Here is a 9,133-nt window from a genome sequence, read left to right as displayed (position 1 = left end):
GACTAAGACCGTTCGGCACGAGCCAATCGGCAAGGATTTATTTGAATCTTTCGTGACAGGGTCAAGCCGTCACGAAGCCCAACACGCCGGGTCATCCGAGCAGAACGATGCCCCCCGGCAAGGTGTGCGCAGAGAGTTGCAGCGAATGCTCGATCTGACCGAGGGCGACGTCGAGCGAGCGGATCGCAAAGCGTCCTGTCACCGGACGCGTCGCCAGCCTGTCGTTCATCAGCACGACCTTGCCGGGACGATAGCGATTGATCTCGTCGATGACGTCGCCCAGCGGGACTTCGGTGAATCGCAGATAGCCGTCGCGCCATGCCGGCATTTCACCGTCGCCGACATTCACCAGCGATTGCAGCGCGCGCTCGTCGTAGACCAGTTGTTGACGCGCGCTCAGTTGCACGCGCCCCGCCGTGTGCACAACTTCGGCCACACCATCGATACAGGTGACGCACACCTTCTGCGCCACGTTGCGAACTTCCACTCGGGCGCGATGCGCAATCGTGCGCCCCGCCCCGGCAACGATCTCGAACGGCGCTGCCGCGCGTGTGGTATCGACCGCGGCTTCACCGCCGAGCAGATCAATGCCCGCGGTACTACCGGCGCGCACCGCCACGCTCGTGCGTGTATTCATTTCGACGGACACATTGCCGGCAAGCGCCACCGTGCGCTGTTCGCCAGTGCCGGTTCGGTAATCCGCGTGCAGGGCGGCCGTCCCCGGCAACCAGCCAAGCGGACCACCGATCGCAGCGACGCCGGCCGCGGTCGCAAATGCCCCGGCGGTGCCCGCCAACCACCAGCGACGGCGCGGATCGAAGCCGCGTTCGGTCTTTCGATGCTGTGCGGGCGACCGCGCGGGGGCCGGGGCCGCGCATACCGCAGCCGCCGCGGCATGCCGATGGGCCGCCTGAGTCAGGTGCTGCCACTGACGACGCGCGTTCGCCAGCGCTTGCGCATGGCTCGGGTCACGACGCGCCCACTCGCGCAGCGTGTCGCCGTCGGCGTGGGTCATCTCCCCCGACGCCATTCGCCGCACCCATGCCATGGCCTGACGCTCGAGCGCGTCGAGACGCCGCTTCGGCGGCAAGGGGGTATCGGGTCGGGCACTCATGGCGTCACCTCTCGCACGAGACGGAAGGTCTCACTCCATGAGACGGTTTTCCCGCACGCCATCGGCAATCCTTCGCTCATTCGGACCTCGGCATATGGGCCATGCAGTACTCGTGAGCACGCTTGAGCTCAAGACCGACCAGACGCGCGGACACGCCGAAGCGACGCGCCACATCCTCGTTGGACATCTCGTGCACCCGCACCGCGATGAAGATCGCGCGGCGGCGCGGCGGCATGGTGGCGAGCAAACGCTCCAGCAGCGCAATCTCGTCGCGCGCTTCCACCGTCTGCGCGGGGCCGGGCGCCGGGTCCACGAACTCCGTCATCAGCGCATCGATCTCGTCGTCGCTCATGTACCGGCGCTCGCGCTGTACGCGATCGAACGCCATGTTCATGGCGATGCGCATGAGATACGCACCGGGACTCTTCACGTCGCTCTGGCGATCGGCGCGATCATCGAGATGCACCCATGTGTCGTGCAGCGCGTCGCTGGCGAGTTCGGCAGACCCGAGACGCCAGGTCAGTTTGCGTTTGAGATCCTCGTAACGCTGCGTGAGCAAATCGCGCAGGAATGCCCGGGGCGTATCGACCATCTATCGCTCCGTCGTCGCCGGACACGGCGAGGGTGCACACGCGGACGAAGTCGCCCGGCATTCGGCTGGCACCAGCAACAGCACGAACGGATGCGACGTGTCGGCAGGTGCGATGCCAACGTCAAGTCCCTGAAGGCGACGCAGGATCGCCCCATCGCGACGCGCATCCCCCGTTGTATCGAGCAGACGCACGCGCCCCACCCTGGCGTTCTCGCCGACCTGCACCGTCATTGCCAATCGATACTCCCCCGGCGAAAGCGATGGCATGGCGCACAGCGCCTGCAACACCTTGCCCTGCAATCGTGCGTGGTAGTCGTCGGCCACCCGCGCCGAGTTGTGCGTTGTGGCGTCCCGCACGTCCGTCATGCCCAGTGGCGCGAGAACAAAAGCGTTCTGCGCCGTTGCCTCGGCCATCACGCCCGTGCCTTCGAGAAGTACGTCGAGCGCTTCGCGCGGCGAATAAATACCTGAGACGGCATGCGAGCGGCGCCCTTCCACCAGCGAAGACGGGTAGAAGACGGACATACGCGTGAGCGCATCGAAGCGGGCGAGCGCGTCCTTCAAGGGCATCTCCGGGAAATCAAACGATTGCGCCTGCGGCGCCGCCGACGCGCTTTCGAGCGAAACGCCCGGCATGCAGCACAGCAGCCAGCCCACCAGCACGCCCGCAGCAGCGAATCGCAAACGTGCAGAGCGAGCAATGGCAATCATGTCGGGCGGCGGGCCTTTGCATGGCAGGCGGTCGGAAATATCGGGAATCCCGGGACCTCTGCGGCAGGCAAAGCGCACGGTGGCGCGCCAAGGCGTCAGCCGTTTCCCCGGTCCGAAAATAATTTGTAAGAATTCCTGAGAATTCTGGTGGGCGATTGTGACGGTACTTTGACAGTGCCGCCGATCGTGCTGCATTTCACGGCATCGGGTGTCCCCGAGCGCCCACGAAAAACGCCCGTAACGCGCCCACGGGGTGTAGGCGGGTTACGGGCCAACCAGTCGTCTACCTGGACGTGAAACAACCGCGCGCGGGAGGTTCCCGAGGCTCAGGCGAGAAACGCGCAAAAGATGCGCCGCGCGGTAACGCTTTAGTTAAGCGTCATCGGTACCTGCGAATCGCCGCTCCCGAGCGTATCGCCCGGCGTAACAGCAAGGGCTTCGCCCGATGCCCCGGCCCCCGGGATCTGGCCCGCGCCTTGCTGTGTGAAGTTGCGAAGATGCAGGAAGAACTGTCCCATCATCTCGACCCAGAGTCGCATCGAGAAATTCAGGAAATCGGGGGAAACGCCGCCCGCCACAATGACGTCCATCTCCAGCACGAGAAACTCGCCGTGCGCCGCCACACGGGCGAAGCGGCGCGAACGATGCCACTCGTTGATCAGGCCGTCGGGCAAATCGCCGCCCTGCACGCGCAGCGGACAGCTCAGCGTGAAATTGAGATACTGGTCGGCACCGGCCTGATTGCCCCAATGCACCTGATAGCCGATACCGTGGCTCGCGCTGTGCAGGCGCGTGACCAGATCGTCTTGTTGCACCGACACCGCGCATCCGGCGGCGCGAATGGCATCTGCCACCTGAGCGGACGTGACGAACGTGACGATGTCGGCGGGCGACGCCGCGCCCGAAGACGTCGGCGCACCGGCTCGCTCGGCGTCGTGATTGTCGTGTTGTGTCGTGTTCTCTTCGTTCATGCCAGTGATCCTCGAACTATCGTTATGCGAATTCAGGACGAGGTGCGCCGTGCACGCCCCCTCGTCACGCGCGGTATTACTGCGATGCTGCCGGTGCTGCAACCGATGCCGGTGCCGACGACGCTGCCGTTTCGGCAGGCTTTGCAGCGATGGCGGCAGCGGCCTGTTGCTCGTCGAACTTGCCCTCGTACAGCTTGTCGCCGTACTGCTGGGCGATTTGCTCGTACTTCACGCGGGTCTGCGTAGCGAACGGCTGACGCGCGGCGACCACGGTCGCCACATCCATCGTCTCGTAGGCCGTCAGGATTTCCTGTCCCACGGCGTAGAGGCGATCGTTTTTCTCCTTGCACATCGCGAGCGCGACTCGCTGCGCCGCCGTCTCGTCGGCGAGATGCTTGCGCTGCGCATCGGCCTGACGCGCGAGCCTGAGCAGTTCGTCGTAGGCATTGCGGTACTGCGCAATCTGCACGTTGGCCTTGTCGGCCACCGCCTTCACTTCCGATTGCGAAGCCCGGGCGTCCTGCGACAGACGCTCGCGCGCCTGACGCTCCGCGGCAAGTTGCCGCTGGGCTTCGTCCAGCGCCTTCTTCAGCGCCTCGGGCGAGTCCTTGCCAGGTGCGCCGGCGGTGGCGCCGCCGGCCTTGAGTGCGGCGAGTTCGTTCTTCGCCTGCTGGAGTTGCTCGGTCGTGCTGCGCAATTGCGTGCGCAGACGCTCTTCCATACTCGGCGCGCCCTGCGGCGTCTGTGCCGTGGCGACGGAGCACACGGCGAGCAGCACCGCGGCGGCCACACCTGAGGCCAGACGCTTCATCGCGCGCGAGGGCTGTTGACTCATGACCACCTCCTTAGAATCGCGCGTTGACTTCGATCTGCAACGTGTCGATCGACAGCGGCGCACCATAGACTTCCTTCGTCGAAAGCCAGCGGCCCGAGAGCCATGCGTTCTTGTCGAAGGCATACGAAGCCCCGATGTAGTAACCCTTCGCGTTCGTGCCACCGCCGTGGAACGTCGAGTCGTTGTAGGCATCGGGCACGGCATCCGGCTCGATACGCTTGTAACCGAACAACACGTTCCAGTCGCCGCGCGACGCCATGACCGGCTTGCCAAAGGTCGCCTGGAACAGGTAGGCGTTCGGACCGCTCTTGAAGTTGGCGCGCGTTGCATCGCCCGCGCCGAAGTTGTTCACGATGCCACCGTTCGCACGTGCCCACATCTCGCCTTCGTTGTAGGCCAGGTTGCGGATGTAGTTCACGTCGAAGCGCAGCGGATAGCGCCCGGCCAGCATCGTGTCCCAACGGGCCGACAAGTCGAGCAGTTGGAACTTCGAGGCGTAGCCGACGTACTGCGGCTGTGCCGTATTGGCCGGATCGAGCGGGTTGAGCGCGATGTTACGCAGCAGCATGAGCGTGTTGCCCTTCTGCATGAACGCCGGACGCGACCAGTCCGAATCGCAGCTCGTCTGGCCTGCATACAGCGCGCAAGGCGACGACAGTTGACCCGTGATGTTGCGGAAGTCGAAGTACCCCAGCGTGCCGCGCAAGCTGTTCTTCGAGTCGAGCTTCCAGTTCGCACCGAACTGCGTGCCGAGCATCCACTTGGTCTGGCTCGACATCTTGCTCTGGCTGTTCGACGGCGAGTTGTCGCCCGAGTACTCCAGCGGGATGAAGCCGAGCGAGCCGAACAGTTCGACGTTCGGGTTCTGCGGCAGCACCTTGTTGAACTGCGCGGCAATGCCGTCGATGTTCAGGTCGTTCGAGAACAGCATGTCGGAGGTGACATAGGGCGGCGTGAAGCGCCCGCCCGTGATCTTCATCCAGTCGAACGGCTGATACGACATCCACATCTGGTCAAGCCACACGCTCTTCTTGTTCAGACCGCCACCGAGCGTGGAGTTGGTCGACACCGGGCTGTCGTCGTTGCTGCTGGCCAGTCTCACCCCCGCCTTCACCTGCTCGGACACGTCAGCGAAGATGCCGAAGCGTGCACGGGCACGGAACTGGTTGGTGCGGTTCTGCGTGGTATTGAGCAGCGGCGGGAGCGTCAGATTGGTGTTCGAATTGACGTCGAAACCATTGCCCTTGTTGATCTGCGCCCAGTCGATCTGCGTGTTCGTGTTGCTGCTCGAATAGAAGCGCGATTCGTTGCGCAGGCGGAAGTCGCCTTCGATGTGAATGCGCTTGGTCCACTCCGGCGTTTCGTTCGGCGCAGCCCAGCCCTCCGTCTTCGCTTGCGCCATCACTTCGTTCTTCACCTCGTCGCGAATCTGATCGCGCGTGGTCTGCGAGATGTACGGGACGCGCACGTCGCCCGGCTCGCCTCCGGGCACGGCCGCCGCCGCCACGGCAGGTGCGGCGGCCGCCTTCTGCGCTGCCGCCGATGCCGCGTAGGCTTCCGTCTCCGCTTGTGCCAGAAGGGCTTCGCCGGTGGTCTTGTCGATCGCGCCGCTCTTGATGAGACCACGGATCAGCTTGACCATGGCGGTATCTTTCGGGGCGGGCTGCGCCTGTGCATGGGCCAGGCTCGTGGCGCCCAGCAGCGCGAGCGCCAGTGCCACCGCGCCTGCGGTGCCCGCTGCGCGAGGCGCACGTCGGTGCGCGAGAGCGTCGGTCATACGTTCCAGTGCTTTCATTTTGTGTGTGACTTTTGCGTAAAAAGGAAGTCCTGATTGCGGCATGTGTGGCGTGTCGGACGCCGTAGTGCGCGTCATGGCCTGCGCCCCCGAATGCTCATCGACAGCGGGTAGCGCAACGATGCAGGCGGCTTCTCTTCTGCATGGAAGTCGCGCAACATCGCGAGCACCGCATCGTCAATCGCCGCGTTACCGGTGCCCCGTACCAACTGGGCGCGTGTGGCGCGTCCGTCGGCGTCGAGCCAGAGATCGATGCGCACGTCGTCGAAGGCCAGCGTGCGAGTGCGTTGATCGCGCCCGAACGCCTGTTGCAGCGAACTCGCCAGCCACGCGCTATACGAGCGGCTACCCAATCCCCCCCCGCCACCGGTCATGCCGCCGCCGCTGCCCGCGCCGATGCCGAACGCATCGGTACCGGCCTGCGCGTCGCCATTGATCGTCACGGCATCGCCCAGATCCTTGGTCGGGCTCGGCGGCGTGTCGTCCTTCGGAGGCTCTACAGGGTCGGCCGGCTTCGGCTCGACGACTTCCGGCTTGATCTTCTCCGGCTGCGGCTCGGGCGGTTTCTCCTGCGGCGGCGGGGGCGGCGGAGGCGGCGGCAGCATGAGCATCGGCGGGGTGTTGACCTCGCGACGCATGCTGGCCTTGTCCGTGAGCAAGTGCCAGAAAAGGGCGATCAGTCCGAGCACGACGAGGCCGCCAACGATCAGTGCGCCACGCCGGCGCAACAGCGCGAGCGCCGGACTGGGCGGCCTGGCGGCGGGCCGCACGGGGCTAGACGCGAAATCGCGAGGTTTCACGCTGCGCTCCTTACTGCGGCTTGCCGGTCACGAGGCCGACCTGGTTGAGATCGATCCGGCGCAGCAGGTCGAGCACTTCGACAACCTTGGCGTACTGCACCTGCGCGTCGCCGCGCACGATCACCGGGAAGTCGGGTGTGACCGCCTTTTCCGTGCGCAAGCGATCCTCAAGCTCGGTCAGCGTCACCGGATAGGCATCGAGAAACACCTGCCCGGTGTTATCGACCGTGATCGCCTTCGTCTTCGGTTTTTCGAGCGCCACCGACGAGCTGGCCTTCGGGAGATCGACCTTGATGCCGGGAATACTGGCGTTACTCGTGAGAATGAAGATCACCAGCACCACCAGCAGCACGTCGACGAACGGCGTGATGTTGATGCCACCTGCGCGCTTCTTCGCCGCGAATCGCATTGCGTTTGCCATGATTCGTCCTCGTCAGGCGCGTTGCAGCACGGGCTGACGGCGGCCTTCGCCCTGCTCTTCGGCAAGGCGGGTCGTGAACTCGTCGACGAACACGGCCATGTCGGCGGAGAGCGCATCCGAGCGCGACACCAGCCAGTTGTAGCCGAACAGTGCGGGAATCGCCACGCCGAGACCGGCAGCCGTACACAGCAGTGCAGCGGCCATGCCCGGTGCTACCGAGTTGATGTCCACCGCGCCCGCCATGGCCGCCACGACGAACACCAGCATGATCCCGATCACGGTGCCGAACAGACCGACATACGGCGCCCCTTCAATCGACGTCGACAGCCAGTTCATGCGTTTGCTCATGTCTTCGACTTCGCGCACCATCGCACCGTCCATCGACGCGCGAATGGCGCTGATGGTCGCGTCCGAGACCGCGCTCGTGTCGTAGCCCAGTTCGTGACGGCGATGCAATTCGCCGAGCGCAACCTCGTACAGTCGCCACAGCGGCGATTGGTCGCGCACGTCCTCCGGCACGCGATTCGTGCGCGCAATCTGGTCGAGCGGTGCGCCCGAGGCTTCGCGAAATTGCGTCATGAAGGCACTGTTGGCGCGCGCCTTTGCAGCGTAGCTACGGCCTTTCGTGATCATGATGATCCACGAGACCAACGCCATCAGGCCCAGCACACAGACCACTACCCAGGCGTCGACCGGCATGGCCGCGAGGATGAAACCGAAGTGGCTCTTGCCGGCTTGCTGCTCGTCTGGACCGAAGGCGATCAGACGCGATTCGGCACCTTGCGAGACGGCGTCCGTTTGCAGCAGTGCGGCGCTGCGCGCGACCTTCGAGAGATGCACTTCGTCCACAGCCCCCGAGAAGCGGGCGAGGCCACCGGTGGCGCCATCGGCGTCGCCGCCGATGATCGTCGGCGAGTTCAGGGCGGGCAGTGCGAGCGCGAGCGTCGTGGCCGCGTGACCGCCGACGTAAAGCGTGACCGACTTGCCATCTGCCGTGACTGCCAGATGCGACCACTGACCGGCCTGAATCGGTTGACCCGGCTGGCTGCGCTGAGCGCCCACCTGCACGAACGGCACCCCCTGATCGACGCCGATCACGAGATCGTTGGCGCCGTCGCGGCGCACGTAAATCGCTTCGTTCGCGCCCAGCTTCTCCGGGCGCACCCAGGCCGAGAACGTGAACGGGCTGCCTGCGGCGAGCGCGAGCGACGGCGAGGCCGGCAACACGATCGGCGAAGCGCCCACTTGCGCCCCCTTGCCGATGATCGCGCCGTCAAGCGTGACGACCGGGTTCTGACTGTTGTTGCCGTAAGCGGTCGTGTCGCGTGCCGGCACATTCGATTCGCCAAAGTGATACACGGCGGTGTAATCCGGGTCGAACACGCGCTGGCCGTTGCCGGCCGCAGGTGCCTTACGGTTGCCGTAGTACATCCAGACCTGTTGCTTGGCGCCTGCGCTCACGGCGGGCACATCGACCCACACGAGCGCAATGCCCAGCACCGGATCGAATTGCTCGATCTGGTGATTGAGAACGGTCTTGTCGTCGGCGGCCACGAAGCGCAGATCGGCCCCGGTCTCGTTCACGCCTTCGAAGCTGAAGTTACCCGTATGCAAGCGCAGCAGCATCGGCACACGGCCGGCGTCGCCCGCGATGTTGCCGCCTTGCGGGCCGACATCGATGGTGATCGGCTTGCGGTACGCCCAATCCGGTTGCCACCAGGCGTGCGCGAGCACCGGCATCAGCGTGCCGATCAGCGCAAGCAGGAATGGAAGAATGCGTCGCATGGCTGTATTTCTCCGTTTATGCCGCCCGATGCGTTGAATTGGCGCATCGGGCATCAGGTCGTGAATGTTGTGTCGTGAAATTCGGAAGGATCGTTTTCGGGTCGCCGGC

9 protein-coding genes are annotated in these 9,133 nt (G+C 64.9%); all 9 read right to left on the bottom strand.

The genetic code is table 11. From position 1 onward, the window contains the following. Nucleotides 1-91 precede the first annotated feature (91 nt). Nucleotides 92-1,114, bottom strand: coding sequence for a FecR family protein (locus tag PI93_RS04815; RefSeq protein WP_039366911.1), 1,023 nt, complete (start codon nucleotides 1,112-1,114; stop codon nucleotides 92-94). A gap of 76 nt (nucleotides 1,115-1,190) precedes the next feature. Beyond that, on the bottom strand, nucleotides 1,191-1,706 hold the full coding sequence (locus tag PI93_RS04810) for an RNA polymerase sigma factor (protein ID WP_039366908.1): 516 nt from the start codon (nucleotides 1,704-1,706) through the stop codon (nucleotides 1,191-1,193). Beyond that, complete coding sequence (locus PI93_RS04805; RefSeq protein WP_052240454.1) at nucleotides 1,707-2,417, bottom strand: STN domain-containing protein; 711 nt, start codon at nucleotides 2,415-2,417, stop codon at nucleotides 1,707-1,709. 368 nt (nucleotides 2,418-2,785) lie between these two features. After that, nucleotides 2,786-3,388, bottom strand: coding sequence for a YbjN domain-containing protein (locus PI93_RS04800; protein WP_052240453.1), 603 nt, complete (start codon nucleotides 3,386-3,388; stop codon nucleotides 2,786-2,788). 76 nt (nucleotides 3,389-3,464) lie between these two features. Then, nucleotides 3,465-4,223, bottom strand: a complete 759-nt coding sequence (locus PI93_RS04795) for a hypothetical protein (RefSeq protein WP_039366905.1) — start codon at nucleotides 4,221-4,223, stop codon at nucleotides 3,465-3,467. Nucleotides 4,224-4,233: 10 nt separating this feature from the next. After that, on the bottom strand, nucleotides 4,234-6,000 hold the full coding sequence (locus PI93_RS04790; RefSeq protein WP_052240458.1) for a putative porin: 1,767 nt from the start codon (nucleotides 5,998-6,000) through the stop codon (nucleotides 4,234-4,236). A gap of 92 nt (nucleotides 6,001-6,092) precedes the next feature. Further along, on the bottom strand, nucleotides 6,093-6,818 hold the full coding sequence (locus PI93_RS04785; protein WP_236105738.1) for an energy transducer TonB family protein: 726 nt from the start codon (nucleotides 6,816-6,818) through the stop codon (nucleotides 6,093-6,095). A 10-nt stretch (nucleotides 6,819-6,828) separates the two neighbouring features. Further along, a complete protein-coding gene (locus PI93_RS04780) occupies nucleotides 6,829-7,239 on the bottom strand; it encodes an ExbD/TolR family protein (protein ID WP_039366901.1) in 411 nt (136 codons plus the stop codon). Between the two features lie 12 nt (nucleotides 7,240-7,251). Continuing rightward, nucleotides 7,252-9,024 (bottom strand): DUF2341 domain-containing protein, encoded by a 1,773-nt coding sequence (locus PI93_RS04775; protein WP_039366898.1) that lies wholly within the window; start codon nucleotides 9,022-9,024, stop codon nucleotides 7,252-7,254. Between the last annotated feature and the right edge of the window lie 109 nt (nucleotides 9,025-9,133).

Source organism: Pandoraea fibrosis (assembly GCF_000807775.2).
GTDB lineage: Bacteria > Pseudomonadota > Gammaproteobacteria > Burkholderiales > Burkholderiaceae > Pandoraea > Pandoraea fibrosis.
The sequence above is the reverse complement of the archived record's forward strand: the minus strand, read 5'-3'. Positions and strand labels throughout refer to the sequence as shown.

Bases quoted from the DNA above. Each gene is read 5' to 3' on its own strand.
- PI93_RS04795 (WP_039366905.1), bottom strand. From the start codon at position 4,223: ATGAGTCAACAGCCCTCGCGCGCGATGAAGCGTCTGGCCTCAGGTGTG.
- PI93_RS04780 (WP_039366901.1), bottom strand. From the start codon at position 7,239: ATGGCAAACGCAATGCGATTCGCGGCGAAGAAGCGCGCAGGTGGCATC.
- PI93_RS04805 (WP_052240454.1), bottom strand. From the start codon at position 2,417: ATGATTGCCATTGCTCGCTCTGCACGTTTGCGATTCGCTGCTGCGGGC.
- PI93_RS04790 (WP_052240458.1), bottom strand. From the start codon at position 6,000: ATGACCGACGCTCTCGCGCACCGACGTGCGCCTCGCGCAGCGGGCACC.
- PI93_RS04810 (WP_039366908.1), bottom strand. From the start codon at position 1,706: ATGGTCGATACGCCCCGGGCATTCCTGCGCGATTTGCTCACGCAGCGT.
- PI93_RS04775 (WP_039366898.1), bottom strand. From the start codon at position 9,024: ATGCGACGCATTCTTCCATTCCTGCTTGCGCTGATCGGCACGCTGATG.
- PI93_RS04800 (WP_052240453.1), bottom strand. From the start codon at position 3,388: ATGAACGAAGAGAACACGACACAACACGACAATCACGACGCCGAGCGA.
- PI93_RS04815 (WP_039366911.1), bottom strand. From the start codon at position 1,114: ATGAGTGCCCGACCCGATACCCCCTTGCCGCCGAAGCGGCGTCTCGAC.